The organism is Paracoccus pacificus, assembly GCF_042680785.1.
GTDB classification, from domain to species: domain Bacteria; phylum Pseudomonadota; class Alphaproteobacteria; order Rhodobacterales; family Rhodobacteraceae; genus Paracoccus; species Paracoccus pacificus.
Genome location: NZ_JBHUEN010000003.1, coordinates 36,422 through 56,440, shown reverse-complemented (window position 1 = coordinate 56,440; position 20,019 = coordinate 36,422). Strand labels below are relative to the sequence as shown.

18 protein-coding genes are annotated in these 20,019 nt (G+C 64.9%); 13 read left to right on the top strand and 5 right to left on the bottom strand.

Annotated features, from left to right (window positions below; genetic code table 11):
- The first annotated feature begins 17 nt into the window (after positions 1–17).
- Positions 18–566: a TlpA family protein disulfide reductase gene (locus tag ACFSCT_RS00390; protein WP_379139311.1), complete on the top strand. Its 549-nt coding sequence runs from the start codon at positions 18–20 to the stop codon at positions 564–566.
- Here the strand turns inward: ACFSCT_RS00390 and ACFSCT_RS00385 are convergent.
- On the bottom strand, positions 541–1,119 hold the full coding sequence (locus tag ACFSCT_RS00385) for a DNA-3-methyladenine glycosylase I (protein ID WP_379139310.1): 579 nt from the start codon (positions 1,117–1,119) through the stop codon (positions 541–543). The two genes, ACFSCT_RS00390 and ACFSCT_RS00385, sit on opposite strands and share 26 nt — an antisense overlap.
- Positions 1,120–1,210: 91 nt before the next feature.
- Here ACFSCT_RS00385 and ACFSCT_RS00380 point away from each other — a divergent pair, with 91 nt between their 5' ends.
- The 4 genes from ACFSCT_RS00380 to yddG all read left to right on the top strand — a co-directional run bounded on the left by ACFSCT_RS00380 (position 1,211) and on the right by yddG (position 5,408).
- Positions 1,211–2,047 carry an EAL domain-containing protein gene (locus ACFSCT_RS00380; RefSeq protein ID WP_379139309.1) on the top strand — a complete coding sequence of 279 codons (837 nt, stop codon included), beginning with the start codon at positions 1,211–1,213 and terminating at the stop codon, positions 2,045–2,047.
- Positions 2,048–2,384: 337 nt separating this feature from the next.
- A complete protein-coding gene (locus ACFSCT_RS00375; RefSeq protein ID WP_379139308.1) occupies positions 2,385–3,560 on the top strand; it encodes an acetyl-CoA C-acetyltransferase in 1,176 nt (391 codons plus the stop codon).
- A 100-nt stretch (positions 3,561–3,660) separates the two neighbouring features.
- Positions 3,661–4,386 carry an acetoacetyl-CoA reductase gene (gene phbB / locus ACFSCT_RS00370; RefSeq protein WP_379139307.1) on the top strand — a complete coding sequence of 242 codons (726 nt, stop codon included), beginning with the start codon at positions 3,661–3,663 and terminating at the stop codon, positions 4,384–4,386.
- A gap of 128 nt (positions 4,387–4,514) precedes the next feature.
- Positions 4,515–5,408: an aromatic amino acid exporter YddG gene (yddG, locus tag ACFSCT_RS00365; RefSeq protein ID WP_379139306.1), complete on the top strand. Its 894-nt coding sequence runs from the start codon at positions 4,515–4,517 to the stop codon at positions 5,406–5,408.
- On the opposite strand, the gene ACFSCT_RS00360 is transcribed toward yddG, so the two are convergent.
- From ACFSCT_RS00360 to ACFSCT_RS00350, 3 genes are all read right to left on the bottom strand, one after another.
- Positions 5,405–5,569 (bottom strand): YdcH family protein, encoded by a 165-nt coding sequence (locus ACFSCT_RS00360; protein WP_379139305.1) that lies wholly within the window; start codon positions 5,567–5,569, stop codon positions 5,405–5,407. The genes yddG and ACFSCT_RS00360 overlap by 4 nt on opposite strands.
- 103 nt (positions 5,570–5,672) lie before the next feature.
- The gene (locus ACFSCT_RS00355; RefSeq protein ID WP_379139304.1) at positions 5,673–6,446 is read right to left on the bottom strand and encodes a tRNA1(Val) (adenine(37)-N6)-methyltransferase; all 774 of its coding nucleotides are present in this window, start codon (positions 6,444–6,446) and stop codon (positions 5,673–5,675) included.
- On the bottom strand, positions 6,430–6,639 hold the full coding sequence (locus ACFSCT_RS00350) for a putative signal transducing protein (RefSeq protein ID WP_379139303.1): 210 nt from the start codon (positions 6,637–6,639) through the stop codon (positions 6,430–6,432). The genes ACFSCT_RS00355 and ACFSCT_RS00350 overlap by 17 nt, the downstream gene beginning before the upstream one ends.
- A gap of 74 nt (positions 6,640–6,713) precedes the next feature.
- Here ACFSCT_RS00350 and ACFSCT_RS00345 point away from each other — a divergent pair, with 74 nt between their 5' ends.
- The gene (locus ACFSCT_RS00345) at positions 6,714–7,715 is read left to right on the top strand and encodes a polyprenyl synthetase family protein (protein ID WP_379139302.1); all 1,002 of its coding nucleotides are present in this window, start codon (positions 6,714–6,716) and stop codon (positions 7,713–7,715) included.
- A gap of 76 nt (positions 7,716–7,791) precedes the next feature.
- Here ACFSCT_RS00345 and ACFSCT_RS00340 read toward each other — a convergent pair whose 3' ends face one another.
- Positions 7,792–9,237 carry an ammonium transporter gene (locus ACFSCT_RS00340; RefSeq protein ID WP_379139301.1) on the bottom strand — a complete coding sequence of 482 codons (1,446 nt, stop codon included), beginning with the start codon at positions 9,235–9,237 and terminating at the stop codon, positions 7,792–7,794.
- Positions 9,238–9,530: 293 nt separating this feature from the next.
- On the opposite strand from ACFSCT_RS00340, the gene ACFSCT_RS00335 reads away from it, so the two are divergent.
- The 7 genes from ACFSCT_RS00335 to ACFSCT_RS00305 all read left to right on the top strand — a co-directional run bounded on the left by ACFSCT_RS00335 (position 9,531) and on the right by ACFSCT_RS00305 (position 20,010).
- The gene (locus ACFSCT_RS00335; protein WP_379139300.1) at positions 9,531–11,843 is read left to right on the top strand and encodes a transglycosylase domain-containing protein; all 2,313 of its coding nucleotides are present in this window, start codon (positions 9,531–9,533) and stop codon (positions 11,841–11,843) included.
- Between the two features lie 88 nt (positions 11,844–11,931).
- A complete protein-coding gene (locus ACFSCT_RS00330; protein ID WP_379139299.1) occupies positions 11,932–13,674 on the top strand; it encodes a type I secretion system permease/ATPase in 1,743 nt (580 codons plus the stop codon).
- Positions 13,671–15,137 carry an HlyD family type I secretion periplasmic adaptor subunit gene (locus ACFSCT_RS00325; protein ID WP_379139298.1) on the top strand — a complete coding sequence of 489 codons (1,467 nt, stop codon included), beginning with the start codon at positions 13,671–13,673 and terminating at the stop codon, positions 15,135–15,137. The genes ACFSCT_RS00330 and ACFSCT_RS00325 overlap by 4 nt, the downstream gene beginning before the upstream one ends.
- A gap of 201 nt (positions 15,138–15,338) precedes the next feature.
- Positions 15,339–16,883 carry a 2,3-bisphosphoglycerate-independent phosphoglycerate mutase gene (gene gpmI, locus ACFSCT_RS00320; protein WP_379139297.1) on the top strand — a complete coding sequence of 515 codons (1,545 nt, stop codon included), beginning with the start codon at positions 15,339–15,341 and terminating at the stop codon, positions 16,881–16,883.
- The gene (locus tag ACFSCT_RS00315; RefSeq protein WP_379139296.1) at positions 16,883–18,070 is read left to right on the top strand and encodes a murein hydrolase activator EnvC family protein; all 1,188 of its coding nucleotides are present in this window, start codon (positions 16,883–16,885) and stop codon (positions 18,068–18,070) included. Before gpmI ends, ACFSCT_RS00315 begins: the two co-directional genes overlap by 1 nt.
- Positions 18,071–18,088: 18 nt before the next feature.
- Positions 18,089–19,501, top strand: coding sequence for a S41 family peptidase (locus ACFSCT_RS00310; protein ID WP_379139295.1), 1,413 nt, complete (start codon positions 18,089–18,091; stop codon positions 19,499–19,501).
- Positions 19,502–19,515: 14 nt separating this feature from the next.
- Positions 19,516–20,010, top strand: a complete 495-nt coding sequence (locus tag ACFSCT_RS00305; protein ID WP_379139294.1) for an RNA pyrophosphohydrolase — start codon at positions 19,516–19,518, stop codon at positions 20,008–20,010.
- Positions 20,011–20,019 lie beyond the last annotated feature (9 nt).

Below are 20,019 nucleotides of genomic sequence, written 5' to 3'. Positions count from 1 at the left end.
CATTCCTCGGGGGTCACATGCTGCGTTCGCTTTTCCTTTATACGGCGCTGGTTATCGGTGCAAATGCGACGCTCGCCGCGCCCATCGACTGGACGGCGCCGCGCGCCGGCGACATGGCAAAGCTGGAACCGGTCGATCCGCCGGTCGCGGCCTCGACCACGGCGTTTTTCGACGAATCGGGGGCCGAAAAGACGCTGGCCGATTACAAGGGCAAGGTCGTGCTGCTGAACTTCTGGGCGACATGGTGCGCCCCCTGCCGCGAGGAAATGCCCTCGATCCAGAAGCTTCAGGCCGAAATGGGCGGCGATGATTTCGAGGTCGTGCCGATCGCGTCCGGCCGCAACCCGCTGCCCGCCATCCGGAAATTCTTTGGCGAAACCGGCGTCACCGACCTGCCGATCCTGACCGATCCCCGGCAGAAACTGTCGCGCGATATGGGGGTTCTGTCGCTGCCGGTCACGATTCTTCTGGACCGCGAGGGGCGCGAGATCGCGCGGCTGATCGGCGGCGCCGAATGGGACACGCCCGAGGCACGCGCCATTATCCAGCAGGCGATAGCGCCCTGACCCTGCCGTGCTGCGGGCAGGTGACGAGATGATCGTTCACCATGCCCGTGGCCTGCATGAACGCATAAACGATCACCGGGCCACAGAACCTGAAGCCGCGCTTTTTCAGTGCCTTTGACATGGCGATGGATTCGGGGCTGTCGACCGGATAGGGCTGGTCGGCGCGCAGGCCGTTCTGGATCGGCTGGCCGCCGACGAACGACCACAGATAGTCGGCAAACCCCTGTTCCGCCTCGATCTCCTGCCATATTTTCGCATTCGAAACGGTTGCTTCGATCTTGCCGCGATGGCGGATGATCCCGGGGTTCGCAAGGGCACGCTCGACCCGATCGGGGCCCCATTCGGCGATCATGTTGGGGTCAAACCCGTCGAATTCCTGCCAGAAGGCGTCCCGCTTGCGCAGGATGGTGATCCAGCTCAGCCCAGCCTGAAACCCGTCTAGGACAAGCTTTTCCCACAGCGCGCGGCCGTCGCGTTCGGGCACGCCCCATTCGGTGTCGTGATAGGCGACATAAAGCGGGTCGGTCCCGCACCAGGAACAGCGTTCGTTCATCTGACGTTAACCGGAAGTTGCAAAACTTCATCCGGTTTACCCGGAATTAGGACAAAATGGCCAGACTGCGCGAAAGTGACTGGAGGCTGGGATGTCCCGTTTTGATTCGACCGATGACCGAAAGTCATCTCCATTGGATTTCGCGATAGACCGTCAATCGCGCACCACGCTCGATTCCGTGCGCAGCGCGATCGACCGTGGCGACGCCTTTCTCGCCTATCAGCCCGTGGTGCAGGCGGACCGGCCGCAACGCCCCGCGTTTTATGAGGGGTTGATCCGGATCAGCGACGAAACCGGGCGCATGGTGCCGCTGCGCGATTTCATGCCGCAGGCGGAAACCACCGATCTGGGCCGGGAAATCGACTGTCTCGCGCTGGGGCTGGGGCTGCGCACACTGGCCGAAGAACCCTCGATGCGGCTGTCGATCAACATGTCGGCGCGGTCCATCGGCAACCCGGACTGGATGTCGACCCTGCGGCAGGGGATTCGCCGCGATGAGCGTCTGGCCGAGCGGCTGGTGCTGGAAATCACCGAAAGCTCGGCGATGGACATGCCCGACTTGACCCGCAATTTCATGACCGAATTGCAGGCACGCGGCGTGTCTTTCGCATTGGACGACTTCGGCGCCGGCTATACCTCGTTCCGCTATCTGCGCGATTTCAATTTTGACATGATCAAGATCGACGGTCAGTTCATCCGCGAAATCTCGGAACACCCGGACAATCAGGTGCTGACCCGCGCCCTGATGGCCATCGCGCATCATTTCGACATGTTCACCGTCGCCGAATCGGTCGAAACGGCCGAAGACGCCGCCTATCTGATCAATCTGGGCATCGACTGCCTGCAAGGCTATTACTTCGGCGCCCCGACCATCGTTCCGCCTTGGAAAGCGCCGGCCTCGGCGGCGGCGCTGAACCGCGGACGCTGAAATTCCGCGATGGGCCCCGACCCAGCAGCGGACCCGTTGGCCAACGTGGTGACCGACGCGGCGGACGGCGGATCTGCTGGACGGCGCGCGGCCCGCGCCAGGAAAAGCGCCATCGCAATGCCGCGTCACGGAAGGGCAGGTGACAGGCACCTTTGCCCCGGGCGGGGGTTCCATCTGCCAACCGGATCTGCCGGGCGCGGAGCCGACTGAGGGCGCCGTTACCGCGATCGGGGGAAAATTTCTCTGGCTATGGCGCGCTTGACCTCGGCAGCTTATATCGCATTGTCAAGGTGACGTCGGGTCCACAGGGCCATTTCAGCCGGAGGTAGGAGCTTACATGTCCAATATCGTTATCGTATCCGCAGGCCGCACAGCGGTCGGAAGTTTTCTGGGCGCCTTTGCCAATGTCCCGGCCCACGATCTGGGCGCGGCCGTTCTGAAGGCCGTCGTCGAACGCGCCGGCATTGATCCGGCCGAGGTTGACGAGACCATTCTGGGTCAGGTCCTGACCGCCGGTCAGGGTCAGAACCCCGCGCGTCAGGCGCATATCCACGCCGGTCTGCCGATCACCTCGCCGGCATGGTGCCTGAATCAGGTTTGCGGCTCGGGCCTGCGCTCGGTGATGCTGGGTGCCCAGCAGATCATGTGCGGCGACGACCGTATCGTCCTCGCGGGCGGTCAGGAAAGCATGTCGCTGTCGCCCCATGCGGCCTATCTGCGCGCCGGTCAGAAGATGGGCGATCTGGCGATGGTCGACACCATGATCAAGGATGGCCTGTGGGACGCCTTCAACAATTATCACATGGGGCAGACGGCGGAAAACGTCGCCGACCAGTGGAAGATCAGCCGCGAGATGCAGGACGAATTCGCGCTCGCCAGCCAGAACAAGGCCGAAGCCGCCCAGAAAGCCGGCCGTTTCGCCGATGAAATCGTGCCCTTCGTGGTCAAAAGCCGCAAAGGCGACGTGACCGTCGATCAGGATGAATACATCCGCCACGGCGCGACCATCGAGGCGATGCAGAAGCTGCGCCCGGCCTTCAAGAAAGACGGCTCGGTCACCGCCGGTAACGCCTCGGGGCTGAACGACGGCGCCGCCGCCGTCCTGCTGATGACCGAGGAAGAGGCCGCAAAACGCGGGCTGACCCCGTTTGGCCGGATTGCCGGCTATGGCACCACCGGCCTTGATCCGGCGATCATGGGCACTGGCCCGATTTCGGCAAGCCGCAAGGCGCTTGAAAAGGCCGGCTGGAAGGCCGCCGATCTGGATCTGGTCGAAGCGAACGAGGCTTTCGCCGCCCAGGCCTGCGCCGTCAACAACGACATGGGCTGGAACACCGATCTGGTCAACGTCAACGGCGGCGCGATCGCCATCGGCCACCCGATCGGCGCCTCGGGCGCGCGCATCCTGAACACGCTTCTGTTCGAGATGAAGCGTCGCGACGCCAAGAAAGGTCTCGCGACGCTCTGCATCGGCGGCGGCATGGGCGTCGCCATGTGCATCGAACGCGACTGATTTGACAACGGGTGCGCAACTATCTTGCGCACCCGGCCCACTCGCGCAATGCTGCCGGTTACAGGTTCTCAGGTAACCTGGCTCATAGAGGGGGGAAGTTATGTCCAAGGTAGCAATCGTCACCGGTGGTTCCCGCGGGATAGGGGCGGCCATTTCAACGGCCTTGAAGGACGCGGGCTATACGGTTGCGGCGAATTACGCCGGCAACGACGACGCGGCGGCCGCCTTTACCAAGGAAACCGGCATCAAGACCTATAAATGGTCCGTCGCCGACTACGACGCCTGCGCCGCCGGGATCAAACAGGTCGAGGCGGATCTGGGTCCCGTCGCCGTTCTGGTCAACAACGCCGGCATTACCCGTGATGCGATGTTCCACAAGATGTCCCCCGCGCAGTGGAAAGAGGTCATCGACACCAATCTGACCGGTCTTTTCAACATGACGCATCCGGTCTGGGGCGGCATGCGCGACCGCAAGTTCGGGCGAATCATCTCGATCAGCTCGATCAACGGCCAAAAGGGTCAGGCCGGTCAGGCGAATTATTCGGCGGCGAAGGCCGGTGATATCGGGTTCAGCAAGGCGCTGGCGCAGGAAGGCGCGCGCGCCGGAATCACCGTGAACGTCATCGCGCCCGGCTATATCGGTACGGAAATGGTCCGCGCCATCGACGAAAAAGTGCTGAACGAACGCATCATCCCGCAGATTCCAGTTGGCCGTCTGGGCGAACCGGAAGAGATCGCGCGCTGCGTGGTGTTTCTTGCCTCGGAGGATGCGGGCTTCATCACCGGATCGACGATTTCGGCCAATGGCGGGCAATATTTCAGCTGATCTTCGCCATCACTGAACAGACAGGGCCCGCAGCGATGCGGGCCCCTTTTTTGAACGGCGGGACTCTCGCGGTCCGGATGTCACAAGCGGAATTTCTCGGGCAGGATTTTCACGGGCAGGATAACGGCATGAACCGCGCCACACTTATCGGTTTTTCGGCGGTCCTGCTGTGGGCGCTTCTGGCGCTGTTCACCGTCGGCACCTCGCCCATGCCGCCGTTTCAATTGGCGGCGCTAAGTTTTGCAATCGGCGGGCTGGTCGGGCTGATCTGGACCGTCGCCCGGTCGAAGCTTTCGGCATTACGGGACGTGCCGCCGGGCGCCTATGTCTTTGGCACGCTGGGGCTTTTCGGCTATCACGCGCTGTATTTCTCGGCCCTGCGGCTGGCCCCGCCCGCCGAGGCGAGCCTGATCGCCTATCTGTGGCCATTGCTGATCGTACTGGGATCGGGGTTGCTGCCGGGCGAGAAGCTGCGGGTGCGGCATGTAGCCGGCGCGGTCATCGCATTCACGGGCGCGGCGCTGATCGTCGGGGGGCGCGAAAACGCCGGCGGCGGTATCTCCGCCGGGCACCTTCTGGCGCTGGGTGCCGCCGTGACATGGGCCGGCTATTCATTGGGTTCCCGGCGCATGACCAGCGTCCCGACCGAGGCGGTCACGGTCTACTGCCTGCTGACAGCCGTGCTTGCCGCCGGCGTGCATCTGACGGTGGAAACCCCGGTGTGGAATCTGACCACCGCCGGCTGGCTAAGCGCGCTGGCGCTTGGTCTGGGGCCGGTGGGACTGGCGTTCTTCACATGGGATATCGGCGTCAAACGCGGCGATATCCAACTGCTGGGAACGCTGGCCTATGCCTCGCCGCTTTTGTCGACATTGGTTCTGGTGACGGCGGGAATCGCGCCTGCGACAACTAAGCTTCTGGTTGCGGCGCTGCTGATCACGCTTGGCGCGATTCTGGCGGCGGGGCTGTTCGGCGGCGGAAACCGGGGCGGCCGCCGCCCCGATTCGCAAAAGACCCGCTAACTGGACAGGCGCCCGATTTCTTCCTTGAGCCGCAGCTTCTCTCGCTTCATCTGTGCCAGTTGAAAATCGTCGCAATTCGGGTTCCGTTGCTCTCTCTCAACGGCCGAGGATAGGTTTTCGTGCTTACGGCGCAATTCTTCGACATGCGATGCCACTGACATCAGGTCCTCCTGTGATAAAGCGGTCCATCGGGTGATTGCACCATATTGCCATCAATCTGTCATCTGATTTTCGGGACGATGTGCAATCCTTCGCCAACATGGCTTACGCCCATAGGTTGAGAGGCGCGCCGTCGCGCAAGATCGCGCTGGCCTGCGGGCTCAGGTCCTCGCCGTCGCGCAAATGCCGCTCGGCCGCATGCAGAACCAGCGGCGAAAGCAGTTGCAGCGCCCCCCGCGCGCCTTTGACCGCGCCCAGAATGACCCGCCCCGCCGGATGCCCCTGCCGGGCGGTCAGCGGCAGGATGCGAATCGCCCCGGCGCGGGTCTGGACCGCGGCAAGCAGGTCCGCCATACGCGCCGCCCTGTGGATCATGATCAGGCGGCCGCCCGGACGCAGCCGGCGCAGCGTCGCGTCCGCCCAAGCCGTCAGCGACAGCGATTCGCGGCGGGCGAGATCCCGCCCCTGACCCGGCGAGGCGGTATCGCGCCCATCGAAATAAGGCGGGTTCATCATCGCCAGATCGAAGGTTTCGGCGCGAAGCCCGGCCGGCAGATCGGTCAGATCGGCGGTTACGACCCGCAAATCTATGGCATTTCGTGCGGCATTCTGACGCGCAAGCGCCGCGTATTCGGGCTGAAGCTCGATCCCGGTCAGCGCCAGACCGGGCACCCGGTGGCCAAGGCACAGGCTGACCGCACCGGCGCCGCAACCGGGCTCCAGCACCCGGTCACCGGTTCGCGCCGGCACAGCGGCGGCAAGCATGACGGCATCCGCACCGGCGCGATAGCCGCTGACCGGCTGTTCGATCGCCAGCTTTCCGCCCAAAAAACCGTCGACCCGGGTTTCCGGCCCGGTTTTCTCAACTTTCGATGCCATGGTCGCGCAAGATCGCCTTGCCCCGGAAATGATCGCGGTCGGCGACCATAAGGCGTTGCTGGATGGCGCCGATACTGCCCTCCAGAATGCTGGCATGCTGGTCCAGATGGAACACCTCGATCCCTTCGCCGCGCAGGATGCTGGTGGCGATGGACAGGGTGACCGGATCGTTGCTGCGCAGCAGTTCTTTCATGCCGTGAACCTAGGCGACGGTTGCGGCCAAGTCGATACCGTGGCAATGGCATTGCATAGCGAAAGGTGAGACGCATGGGCGTAAGCGAAACTGTTGCAAAGCCGTTGGATCGGTTGGCGGCGACGCTGGGCGATGACATGGCGGCGGTGAACACGCTGATCCGGGACCGCATGGCCAGCCGCCACGCCCCCCGCATCCCCGAGGTGACGGCGCATCTGGTCGAGGCCGGCGGCAAGCGCCTGCGGCCTTTGCTTACGCTGGCGGCGGCACGGATGCTTGGCTATGAAGGCCCCTATCACGTCCATCTGGCCGCAACGGTTGAATTCATCCATACCGCCACGCTTTTGCATGACGATGTGGTCGATGAAAGCAGCCAGCGACGCGGCCGCCCGACGGCCAACCTGCTATGGGACAACAAATCCAGCGTGCTGGTCGGCGACTATCTGTTTTCGCGCAGCTTCCAGTTGATGGTCGAGACCGGCAACCTGCGGGTGCTGGACATTCTGGCCAATGCCAGCGCCACGATATCCGAAGGCGAGGTGCTGCAACTGACCGCCGCGCAGGATCTTGCGACCGACGAGGCGATCTATCTTCAGGTGGTCCGGGGCAAGACTGCCGCGCTGTTCTCGGCGGCGACCGAGGTTGGCGGCGTGATCGCCGGCGCGCCCGAGGCGCAGGTCAAGGCGCTTTACGCATATGGCGATGCGCTGGGGATCGCGTTCCAGATCGTCGATGATCTGCTGGATTATACCGGGACCGCGGAAACCATCGGCAAGAATGTCGGCGACGATTTCCGTGAACGCAAGCTGACCCTGCCGGTCATCAAGGCGGTGGCGAAAGCCTCGGCCGAGGAACGCGCCTTCTGGGTGCGGACCATCGAAAAAGGCGATCAGCAGGACGGCGATCTGGCCCAGGCGATGGCGATCATGAACCGCCACGCCGCGCTGGAGGCGGCGCGGGCCGATGCGCTCGACTGGGCGGCAAAGGCGCGTGACGCCCTGGCGCCCCTGCCCGACAATGCGTTGCGCGGGATGCTGTCCGATCTGGCCGGATTCGTCGTGGCCCGGGTCGCCTGACCGTATCGGGATCTTTGGCGTTGAATGAAAAAAAGCCCGGCATTCGCCGGGCTTTTCCGTTTTCGGTGGGAGGACGTCAGTTATAGGCGCGCTCGCCATGCGTGGTCAGGTCCAGCCCCTCACGCTCGTCCGATTCGGTGACGCGCAGCCCCATCACCGCCTTGATGATCATCAGCGCCACGAAAGACACCACGCCCGACCAGACCACGGCGGTCAGCACGCCGATGAACTGCGCGGTAAGCTGGCCGGAAGTCGAGAAGGCCGCGACCGAATCGGTCGCATAGTCATAGACCCCCGAGCCGCCCAGCGAAGGGTTGGCGAAGATGCCGGTCAGCAGCGCCCCGACGATCCCGCCGACGCCGTGCACACCAAAGACGTCAAGGCTGTCGTCGTAATTCAGCCACATCTTCAGCTTGACGACGGCCCACAGGCAGACAAAGCCCGCGACGACACCGATGAAGATCGCGCCGCCGGCGCCGACAAAGCCGGCGGCCGGGGTGACGGCGACCAGACCGGCCACCGCACCCGAAACCGCGCCCAGCATGCTGGGATGGCCGCGACCGATCCATTCACCCACCATCCAGGCAAGGGCTGCGGCGGCCGGGGCGACGATCGTGTTCAGCACCGCCTGCACGGTCAGGCCGTTCGATTCAAGGTTGGAGCCGGCGTTGAAACCGAACCAGCCGACCCACAGAAGGCATGCGCCGATCATGGTGAAGGTCAGGTTGTGGGGGGTGATCAGCTCCTTGCGATAACCAAGGCGCGGACCGACCACGATGGCGGCGACCAGTCCCGCGACACCGGCGTTGATATGGACCACCGTGCCACCGGCAAAGTCCAGCGCGCCCTTGCTGAACAGGAAACCCGCCGGCGCGTCATAGGCGCTGGGACCGCCCCACCACCAGACCATATGCGCCATCGGCAGATAGGCGAAGATGAACCACAGCACGATGAACACCAGCACCGCTGAGAACTTCATCCGCTCGGCCGTGGCGCCGATGATCAGCGCCGGGGTGATCGCCGCGAAGGTCAGCTGGAACACCACAAAGGCCAATTCCGGAATGACGACGCCTTTCGAGAAGCCTTCGACCACGGATTCGGTGGTGATCCCGGCAAGGAACATTTTGGACAGACCGCCGATGAAGGGCGTCGTCGCCGTCGCATCGGCCGCCGCGCCGACGCCGGTGAAGGCCAGCGAATAGCCGAACGCCACCCACAAAAGCGCCATCACGCAAAAGCCGATGAACACCTGCATCAGCACCGAAAGCATGTTCTTGGCCCGCACCAGACCGCCATAGAACAGGGCGAGCCCCGGAATGGTCATCAGAATGACCAGAATGGTCGAGACCAGCATCCATGTGGTGTCGCCCTTGTCCGGGACAGGTGTGGCGGCGGCAACCTCGGCCGCCGCGACGGTGGCGTCGGCGGCGTCCTGCGCGAATGCCGGCACGGCGGCCAGCGCCAGCATCGCCATCGCCATGAACGGGGCGCCGGAAAGGCGCAGTTGCGGTTTTGGTGTCATGATCATCCTGTCCTCGAATTACCGTCAATCCGGGCCTTCGCCCCCTAAGCATCAGCGCCAGAAGGGGCGGCGGTCCGATCCGCGGCAAGGTCGGCGCCCGGTCGCGGCACGGCCGATGCGGGCAATTGCCCGGCTTAGGGCAATCGCCGGGGGCTTTGCCCGTTTTATCGGCAGTCCGGGAATCACACGACTTCGCGCGCAACCGATGTCGGGACTTCGCTTTGCGCAGAAGATTCTGTAAAGTTGCGCGAAACCGGGCCGCGAGACGCCCGTTACTGGCATCGGCAGGATTAATGACGAAACCGACTACTCCGAAGCGGCCAATGGTCGCGGATCAGCGCTATTCCGGGCAATCAGCGGCGCAGAACTCGACCAAACCGGCGGCCAAACCCCCGGCCAAGCGCCGGCGCGGCACCGCACGGCCCAAGCGCGGCAACATGGTGACCCGTGGCATCACCGGGTTCGTCTCGCTGATCTGGCGGGTGGTCTGGGGGACGTTCTGGCGCACCGCGCTTGTCGTCGCGCTGATCATCGGCGCCGCCACGGCCTGGTACTATTCCCGCCTGCCCGAATTGTCGGCATTGCTGGACGGCCGCGCCCGCGGATCGGTGACCATGCTGGACGCAAGCGGCAACGTCTTTGCCTGGCGGGGGGAAACCTTTGGCGACGTGAGCTCGGACAAGATTTCGCCGGCCCTGAAACAGGCCGTTATCGCGACCGAGGATAAGCGGTTCTATGGCCATATGGGGATCAGCCCGCGCGGTATCGTCAGCGCTGTCCGCATCAACCTTGCCGCCGGCCGCGGCCCGCTTGAGGGCAACGGCGGCTCGACCATTACCCAGCAGGTCGCCAAGCTGCTGTGTCTGGGCGACCAATACGACCCCGCGAAATGGAAGAACGAAGCGGCTTATGAGGCCGACTGCCGCGTCGGCTCGGTCTGGCGGAAGGTCAAAGAGGTGCCCTTCGCTTTCGCGCTGGAAGCCAAGTACAGCAAGGACGAGATCCTGACGATCTACATGAACCGGTCCTATCTGGGCGCCGGTGCCCGCGGCTTCGAGGCCGCCAGCCAGCGTTATTTCGGCAAGGGCGCCAAGGACGTGAACCCGTCCGAGGCCGCGATGCTGGCCGGCCTGCTCAAGGCGCCGTCCTATTTCGCGCCGACGAACAACCTCCAGCGATCGCAGGACCGGGCCAATCTGATCCTTGGTCTGATGGAAGAACAGGGCTATCTGACCCCCGAGCAACTGGCGACCGCGCGTGAAAACCCGGCGGTCTTGTCCAAGGCCGCGGCGGCTCGCGCCGGCGGCTATTTCGCCGATTGGGTGATGGATTCAGGCCCCGGCTTTCTGACCAACGAGACGACCGAGGATGTCACCATCCTGACGACCTTTGACCAGCGCGTGCAGCGGGCGGCGGAACGCGCGCTGAAGCAGGTCCTCGACACCAAGGTCAAGGGCAACTCCAAGGCTCAGGCGGCGGTGGTGGTGATGTCCGCCGATGGCGCGGTCCGCGCGATGATCGGCGGGCGCGGCGCGGCGGCGGACGGGTCGTTCAACCGCGCGACGCAAGCGCTTCGCCAGACCGGATCGTCGTTCAAGCCCTTCGTCTACGCCGCCGCGCTGAACGAGGGGTATTCGCCGAATACCATCGTCGATGACGCGCCGCTGACCATCAACATTCCCGGATCGGGGCCGTGGTCACCCAAGAACTACACCCGAAACTACAAGGGTCAGGTGACGCTGACGCAGGCGCTCGCGGGCTCGCTCAACACCGCGACGATCCGCATTCAGGAAGAGGCCGGCCGCGATGCCGTCCGCCGCGTGGCCGAGGGTTTCGGCGTCGCCAACGACCTTGCCAGCGGCCCCGCCCTTGGTCTTGGCGTGTCGGAATCGACCCTGCTGGAGATGACCGGCGCCTATGCCGGCATTCGCAACGGCGGTTCCTCGGTCACACCTTACGGCTTGGTCGAGCTGCGGATCAAAGGCGATGACCAGCCGCTGATCGGCCAGACCGGCGGCATGGGCCAGCGGGTGATCTCGGAAAAAGCCGCAGGTGAACTGATCTGGATGATGGAAAAGGTGATCCAGAACGGCACCGGCGGACGCGCGAAACTGCCGGGACGAGAGGCCGCGGGCAAGACCGGCACCACCTCGAGCTATCGCGACGCATGGTTCATCGGCTTTACGGAACAATATGTTACCGGCGTCTGGATGGGCTATGACGACAACACGCCCCTGACTGGCGTGACCGGCGGCGGTCTGCCGGCCGAGATCTGGCAGGCGGTGATGGAGGCCATTCACGAAGGCCTTCCGCCCGAGCCCCTAAACGCGCTTGCGCCGAATGGCGGCGGCGACGTGATCGGATCGCGCGCGTCGCCTTCGGACGTGGCCGGCAGCGACCCGCTGGCGCAGGCGTTGGCCGAGGCATTGGGTCAGGGTCAGGCGCAGGCCGCGGCCAACCGGGGCGGCAGCGGTGGCGGCGCGCCTCGAACCCCCGGCAGCGTGACCAGCAGCGACCAGATCCCCGGACAGGCGCCCGCCCCCGCGCCAGCCGCGGCCGAGGATCCATTGACGCGCGCGCTGAATGAGGCCATGTCGGGCGGATGACAGGATGCTCGACCCGGCATTTCTGATCCCGGCAGTAATCTGGTAACTATTTTCAGCTAGACCGTTTGCGTATCGAATCGGGGATTGAATGGCGTTTCGGCCAAATACGGTGATCGGGTTGCGCGAATTGCGGTCGGCGCGGCGCAAGGCGCGGTCGCTCGTCCTGTCGGTCGGGATTTTTTCGGTCGCGGCCAACCTTCTGATGCTGACCGGCCCGCTGTTCATGCTTCAGGTCTATGACCGGGTGCTGTCCAGCCGCTCGGTCGAGACGCTGACCGCGCTGTTCGGTCTGGTCTGCTTTCTGTTTTTGCTGATGGGCCTCATCGACGTGGCCCGCAACCGCATCATGCATCGCGTGGGTGCGCAGTTTCAAAGCGCGATGGAGCTTCGGGTTTTCTCGGCCTCGCTTCAGGATGGCGCGGTCAGCGGGAATGGCGACGTCATTCTGGGCGGCATGCGCGATCTGGACGCGATCCAGCGCTTCATGACCTCGCCGCTGGTGCTCGCGCTGTTCGATCTGCCGTGGGCGCCGCTGTTTCTGGCGGCGGTCTACCTGTTTCACCCGTTTCTGGGCATCGTCGCCACGATAGGCTGCCTGCTTCTGGTGCTGACCACCTATCTGAACCAGCTTTTCAGCGAACATGCGCTGCAACGGGCGATGATCGCCTCGCGTCAGGCCGACCGGATGAACGACCTTTACCGGGATGAGGGTGAGGTCATCCAGTCGCTCGGCATGCGCTCGGCCGCGTTTCGCCGCTGGCGGAAGTCGCGCGACGAAGCGACGGCGGCAACGGTCGAGAACGCCGATCGCAGCACCAGCTTCAGCGTGTTTTCGCGGACCTTCCGGCTGTTTCTGCAATCGGCGATGCTGGCGGCGGGGGCGTGGCTTGTGTTGCGGCAGGAACTGACGCCGGGGGCGATGATCGCCTCGTCGATCCTGATGGGCCGGGCGCTGTCGCCGATCGAACAGATCGTCGGCGGCTGGTCCACCATTCAACGCGCCAAGGACGGCTGGAACCGGTTGGCCGACCTGCTGTCGCGCCGGCCGCCGCAGCCCGACCGCACCGCGCTGCCGCGTCCGCAGGGCGGGCTTCAGGTATCGAGCTTGTCGGTGGTGCCGCCGGGCCAGCAAAGCGCCACCCTGCGCAGCGTGAGTTTCAAACTGGAACCGGGTCAGGCGCTTGGCGTGATCGGACCCTCGGGTGCCGGCAAATCGACGCTGGCGCGGGCGCTGATCGGCGCATGGCCCCCGGCGGGCGGGACGATCCGGCTGGGCGGCGCCACGCTGGACCAATACGACCCCGATGTTCTGGGCCAGCTCATGGGCTATCTGCCCCAGCAGGTGACGCTGTTTGACGGCACGATCGCGGAAAACATCGCGCGCCTGTCCGCCTCACCCGATCCCGAGCGGGTGGTGAACGCGGCCAGGGCCGCCGCCGCGCATGAGATGATCCTTGAATTGCCGCACGGCTATGACACGCCCGTCACCCAGACCGGCGGCCGGCTGTCGGGCGGTCAGATCCAGCGGATCGGGCTGGCGCGCACGCTTTACTCGGACCCGGTGCTGTTCGTTCTGGATGAACCGAACTCGAACCTCGACAACGAAGGCTCGGCAGCGCTGAACGCCGCGATCCGCTCGATCAAGGCGCGGGGCGGGTCGGTGATCATCATGGCCCACCGCCCCGCCGCGATCCACGAATGCGAGATGCTTCTGGTATTGTCCGGCGGCGTGGTGCGCAGCTTTGGCCCGCGCGACGAGGTTCTGCGTCAAAGCACCCGCAACGCCGAGGAAATCGTGCGGTCCAAGGGTCTGGGCGGGGGGGTGACATGAGTGATCCTTCCAATCCGGGCGGCGGTCAGGGTGGCGGCCAGGGCGGCGGGCTGCCGGCCTTTGGCACGGCGCCGGTCGCGAAACTGCCGACGACGACCGGCAACCCGCCACCTCCGGCCAACGCCCCGCCGCCTTCGACCGCGATCCCCAAACCCGAGCCGATCCCCGAGCGGCCGGCTTGGTCGGCACGCGGCGCGGTGTGGCTGGGCATATTGTCCTTGATCCTTTTCGTCGGCGGCTTCGGCGCCTGGGCGGCGATGACCAGCATCGCCGGCGCCGTGGTCGCGCCCGGTCAGGTCGAGGTCGAGCAGCGCCGCCAGGTCGTTCAGCATCCCGAAGGCGGCGTTGTGTCCGAGATTCTCGTGCGCGAGGGGCAGCAGGTTCAGGCCGACGACATCCTGATCCGGCTGGACGGATCGTTGCTGAAAACCGAACTCGCGATCGTCGAGGGCCAGTATTTCGAACTGCTGGCCCGCCGCGGCCGGCTGGAGGCCGAGCGCGCCGACAGCGACACCATCACCTTTCCGCCCGATCTGATCGACAATGCCGCCGAACGGCCCGAGATCCAGACCCTGATGCAGGGCCAGACCAGCCTGTTCGAGGCCCGCCGCGAGACCCTGCGCCAGGCGATCGAGCAGCTGGACAAGCAGTCGGAACAGGTCGCAGCCCAGATCAACGGCATCGACGCCCAAAGCAAGGCGCTGCGTGATCAGCGCGCCTTCATCGACAAGGAACTGACCGATCAGCGCAGCCTGCTTGCAAAAGGTCTGGCGCAGCAGCCCCGTGTCCTTGCGCTTGAACGCGAGGCCGCCTCGCTGGACGGTGAGCTGGGGCAGATGATCGCCGCCCGCGCGCAGGCCGAGACCAAGCGCACCGAAATCGGCATCGTGCGGCTTCAGCAGATCTCCGAGCGGCGCGAAACCGCCGAGACGGATCTGCGCGAGATGGGTTATCGCGAGTTGGAACTGGCCGAGCGTAGACGCTCGCTGACCGATCAGATCGCGCGCCTCGACATCCGCGCGCCGGCATCCGGCATCGTCTATGAACTGAAGGTGACGACCCCGCATTCGGTGATCCGGGCGGCCGAACCGGTGCTTTATATCGTCCCGCAAGACCGGCCGCTGGTGATCAGCGCCCGGGTCGCGCCGATCAACGTCGACGAAGTCAGCGTGGGCCAGCCGGTGACGCTGCGCTTCGCCTCGTTCTCGTCGCGCACGACACCCGAAATCGACGGGCAGGTCAGCCGCATTTCCGCCGACGCGGTGGTCGATGAGGCGACGCGCATCCCCTATTACCGGACCGAGGTGACGCTGCTGCCGGACCAGATCGACAAGCTCGGCGGGTTGCAGCTTGTGCCGGGCATGCCAGTCGAGGTCTATATTCGCACCGGCGAGCGGTCGCCCATCGCCTATCTGCTGAAGCCGTTCACCGATTATTTCGTCCGCGCCTTCCGCGAGACCTGATGCCGCGGATGCCGGGACCGCGCATCGTGGCGGTGCCTCAGACGGAAACAACCTGCCACACGGTGATGCGAACAACCTACCATACGCCGGGGGCGAACAACTTGCCGTGCGGTGGCGCGGGCCAACCCCGCCGATGCCGAGGCGCCGCCTTGCCGACGGACGCCGCGGCGCGTAAAACATGGGCGCAATGAAAGGCACGCCATGACCTCATCCCGCCCGTCCGCGCCCCCTCGCCCCGTGGTTCTTTGCATTCTCGACGGCTGGGGAATTTCGGACCGGCCCGGGACCAGCGCGCCGGATCAGGCCGAGACGCCGAATTACGACCGTTTGCGCGCCACATGCCCCAACGCCACCTTGGTAACGTTTGGCCCGGACGTCGGACTGCCGACCGGGCAGATGGGCAATTCCGAGGTCGGGCACACCAATATCGGCGCCGGGCGCGTGGTCGCCATGGATCTGGGCCAGATCGACCTTGCGATCGAGGATGGCAGCTTTTTCACCAATACCACCCTGGGCCAATTCGTCGAGGCGCTTCAGGTCAGCGGCGGCACCGCGCATCTGATGGGCGTGATCTCAAACGGCGGGGTGCACGGCCACATCACCCATGTCATGGCGGCGGCGCGCGCCGTGGCCGAAAAGGGCGTGCCGGTGGTCATCCATGCGGTCACCGACGGCCGCGACGTGCCGCCGTCCTCGGCGCTTGGCTTCATGACCGAACTGACCGGCGGTCTGCCCGAAGGCGCGCGGGTCGGCACGGTCGTGGGCCGGTATTTCGCCATGGACCGCGACAATCGCTGGGACCGGGTCGAGCGCGCCTATGACGCCATGGTGCGCGGCAAGGGCCTGACGGCGCCCGACGCCGCCGCTGCGGTCGCCCTTGCCTATGATCGCGGCGAAACCGACGAATTCATTCAGCCGACCGTGATCGAGGGCTATGAGGGTGCCAAGAACGGCGATGGTTTCTTTTGCCTGAACTTCCGCGCCGACCGCGCGCGGGAAATCCTTTCGGCGATCGGCGATCCCGATTTCACCGCCTTCGATACCGCGATCCGGCCGAAATGGGCCTCGGTTCTGGGCATGGTCGATTACTCGGACCGCCATAACGCCTTCATGACCGCCGCCTATCCCAAGCGGCAGGTCGCCAATACGCTGGGCGCATGGGTGGCGGGCAAGGGCCTCAGCCAGTTTCGCATCGCCGAGACCGAGAAATATCCGCATGTCACCTTTTTCCTGAACGGCGGCAAGGAAACCCCGGAGCTTCGCGAAGAGCGTTTCATGCCCGCCTCGCCCAAGGTCGCGACCTATGACATGCAGCCGGAAATGGCGGCCGACGAGGTGACCGACAGGCTGGTCGAAGCCATCGACAGCGGGCGGTTCGACCTGATCGTGGTCAATTACGCGAACCCGGACATGGTGGGGCATACGGGCAGCCTGCCCGCCGCGATCCTTGCCTGCGAGGCCGTGGACCGGGGGCTTGGCCACATGCTGGATGCGCTTCGGCGCGCCGGTGGTGCCGCGGTGATCTGCGCCGACCACGGCAATTGCGAGGTCATGGTCGACCCCGTCACCGGCCAGCCGCATACCGCGCATACCCTTAACCCGGTGCCGGTCATCGTCGTGAACGGACCAAACGACGCCCGGCTGCGCGACGGGCGGCTTGCCGATCTGGCGCCGACGGTTCTGGACCTGATGGGTCTGGACCTGCCGCCCGAAATGACCGGAACCAGCCTGATCGTGCAAAACTGATGCGCCGCCTGTCCTTTATCGCCGCAATATGGTGCGTCGCCGCCGGCGCAGTCGCCGCGACCCCGGCGGGCGACGCCTCGGCCACGACCGAAGCCGCGCGCGATGCGATCGCGGCGGCGGAACAGCTTCGCTCGGCCATGGGGATGCTGGATCAGGCCCTGACCGCCGACGATCAGGTCGTCGCGCTGACCCAGATGATCCGCGCCTATGAAACCGGATTGGGCGCCCTGCGCGACGGGCTGCGCCGGGCCGGCGTCCGCGAACAGGAAATCCGCCAATCCTATGAGCTTCACCGCGATCGGCTGAGCCGCACGCTCGGCGCGATGACGGTGATGGAACGCTCGCCCGAGACGTTGCTGCTTTTGCATCCCGACGGCCCCGAGGCGACGGCGCGCGCCGGCATGATCATGGCCGCGGTCACCCCGACGCTGCGTGCCGAAGCCGATCGGCTGCGCGCATCGCTGGAGGAAATCGCCGTGATCCGCTCGCTGGAGCAAGCCTCGGCCCAAACGCTGAGCGAAGGGCTGATTCAGGTGCAAGAGGCCCGGCGCCTGCTGGCCAGCGCCGTCACCGACCGATCCTCGCTGCCCGTCCGCTTTCTGGAGGATCCGAAAGAGGTGCAGCAATTGCTGAGTTCGGCCGATACGCTGGATGCCTTCGCGACCGGGCTTGCCTCGCTTGAAAACGATGTCGGTGCGCCGACCGGGGATTTCGTCAGCGCGAAAGGTGCGCTGTCGATGCCGGTCACCGGCACGGTGCTGCGGAAATACCGCGAACCCGACGCGGCGGGGGTGCGCCGGCCCGGTCTGGTGATCGCGACCCAGCCCCGCGCTCTGGTCACGACGCCCTGGCCCGCAACCATTCGTTACCGCGGCCCCTTGCTGGATTACGGCAATGTGATGATTATCGAACCCGCCAAGGGTTATCTGTTGATCTTCGCCGGCATGGCGCAGGTCTTCGGTGCAACCGGCGACGTGCTTGCCGCGGGCGAGCCTCTCGGTCTTATGGGGGGGACCGAAGGGAAGGCAGAGGAATTCGGTTCGCGCTTTGTCGCGGATGCGGCCGCCGGTGGTGCGGCCGGACAAAGCGAGACACTGTATGTCGAGCTTCGACGCGACAAGGAAACGCTGGATCCCAGCGAATGGTTTACGCAGGCGCCGACGCCGGTCGCCACAAAGCAAAATTAGCAAGGTCAGGATGCCGTTATGAAGAAATACGTTCTTGCCGCGGTCGGCGGCACTCTGGCGGGGGCCTTGGTCACCGCGCAGCTTGCAGCCCCTTTGCTGGCGCAGGAGACGGATGCGAACGCCTCGGTCTATGAACAGCTCGACCTGTTCGGCAGCGTTTTCGAGAAGGTGCGCTCGGATTATGTCGAGCAGGTGGACGACAAGAAGCTGATCGAGGCCGCCATTAACGGCATGCTGACCTCGCTTGACCCGCATTCCTCGTATCTATCCCAGAATGATTACAGCGATATGCAGACCCAGACCCGCGGCAGCTTCGGCGGTCTGGGGATCGAGGTCAGTCAGGAAGAAGGGCTGGTCAAGGTCGTCTCGCCCATGGACGATACGCCCGCATCCGGGGCGGGGATCAAATCCGGCGATTACATCACCCATGTGAACGGTGAATCGCTGATGGGGCTGACGCTGGACGAAGCCGTCGACAAGATGCGCGGCCCGGTCGGCTCCGAGATCACGATCACCATCCTGCGCTCGGGCGAAAAGGAACCCTTCGACGTGACCATGGTCCGCGACACGATCAAGCTGACCGCCGTCAAGGCCCGGGTCGAAGATCACGCGGTCGTGCTGCGCATCACCACCTTCAACGACCAGACCTATGACAGCCTGAAGTCCGACCTTGAAAAATCGGTCAAGGACGCGGGCGGCATGGACAAGATCAGCGGCTTTGTCATCGACCTGCGCAACAACCCCGGTGGCTTGCTGAATCAGGCGATCAGCGTATCCGACGCCTTCCTTGAAAAGGGCGAGATCGTCAGCACGCGCGGCCGCAAGCCCGAGGAAAGCGAGCGTTGGAACGCCGAACCCGGCGATCTGGCGCAGGGCAAGCCGATCGTGGTCCTGATCAACGGCGGCTCGGCCAGCGCGTCCGAGATCGTGACCGGCGCGTTGCAGGATCATAATCGCGCCATCGTCGTCGGCACCAAATCCTTCGGCAAGGGCTCGGTCCAGACGGTCATGCCGATCACCGCCGACAGCGCCATCCGCCTGACCACGGCGCGTTATTACACCCCCTCGGGCCGGTCGATTCAGGCGATGGGCATCAACCCCGACATCGTCGTCGAGCAACCCGCACCCAAGCCCGAGGATGAGGCGAATGCCGACTCGCCGAAAAGCAAGTCGAGCTTTGGCCGCTCGGAAAGCGACCTGCGCGGGGCGCTGAACAACGACTCGATCAGCGATGAGGAAAAGAAGCAGATCGAGGATGAGGCGAAAGCGGCCGAAAACACCGCCAAGCTGCGGGAAGAGGATTATCAACTGGCCTATGCGGTCGATATCCTGAAGGGCCTCGCCGCGATCGACGTGAAGGGCGATCCGACCGAAAAGCGCGCCGATGCGAGCACCGCAAAGGACGCGGCGGCGCCGAAGGTCGAGAATTGAGCAAAAAGGACCGGATGACCGGCTCCGGCGGCCTTCCCTATCGGATGGGCGCCGGGGTGATGCTGATCAACGCCGACGGGCTGATTTTTGCCGGCCAGCGCATCGACGAAGGCCGCGGCAATTCCGGCAAGGGCGCCTGGCAGATGCCGCAGGGCGGTATCGACAAGGGCGAGGAACCGCGTCAGGCCGCATTGCGCGAACTGACCGAGGAAACCGGCGTCACCTCCGATCTGGTCGAGATTCTGGACGAAACATCGGGCTGGCTGACCTATGATCTGCCCGCCGATATTCAGGCGGTGATCTGGGGCGGCAAATACGCCGGCCAGCAACAGAAATGGTACCTGATGCGTTTCCTCGGCCGCGATGATCAGGTGGGGATCGGCACCGATCACCCCGAGTTCTCGGCCTGGAAATGGATCGACGCCGACAGCATGCTGGACACCATCGTCCCCTTCAAGCGCGAGGTCTATGCGCAGGTCATCGCCGCCTTCCGCCAGCACCTCGCCTGAAACGACGAT